General features: G+C 66.1%; 1 protein-coding gene. It reads right to left on the reverse strand.

From position 1 onward, the window contains the following. Nucleotides 1–664 (reverse strand): molybdopterin oxidoreductase family protein (locus JMF90_RS39425; protein ID WP_201326585.1); only part of this gene is annotated, 664 nt, incomplete at both ends.

The following is a 664-nucleotide window of genomic DNA, read 5'->3' on the forward strand; positions in this document are numbered from 1 at the left end:
CTTGGTGATCACGAACCGGCCCTTGCCGCGCACGAACGTGTCGATGTGCATGGTCGGCGTGCCTTCCGGCGCGTGTTCGTTGCACGGCCACTGGATGCTGCCGAGCGCGTCGAGTTTCGCGTACGACACGCCCGAGAAGGTCGGCGTGAGCCGCGCGATCTCGTCCATGATTTCCGACGGATGCGTGTAGTGCATGTCGTAGCCGAGCGCCTGCGACAGCAGCAGCGTCACTTCCCAGTCCGCGTAGCCCGCGAGCGGCGGCATCACCTTGCGCACGCGCGAGATGCGGCGCTCCGCGTTCGTGAACGTGCCGTCCTTCTCGAGGAACGTCGAGCCCGGCAGCAGCACGTGCGCGTATTTCGCGGTTTCGTTCAGGAAGATGTCCTGCACGACGATGCATTCCATCGCCGACAGCGCGGCCGCGACGTGCTGCGTGTTCGGGTCCGACTGGACGATGTCCTCGCCCTGGCAGTAGAGCCCCTTGAAGCTGCCGTCGAGCGCCGCGTCGAACATGTTCGGGATGCGCAGGCCGGGCTCCGGCTGCAGCGTGGCCGACCAGGCTTCTTCGAACTGCGTGCGCACGACCGTGTCGCTGATGTGCCGGTAGCCGGGCAGTTCGTGCGGGAACGAGCCCATGTCGCACGAACCCTGCACGTTGTTCTGG

The organism is Burkholderia sp. E168m23 (genome assembly GCF_016586125.1).
Taxonomy (GTDB): domain Bacteria; phylum Pseudomonadota; class Gammaproteobacteria; order Burkholderiales; family Burkholderiaceae; genus Burkholderia; species Burkholderia orbicola.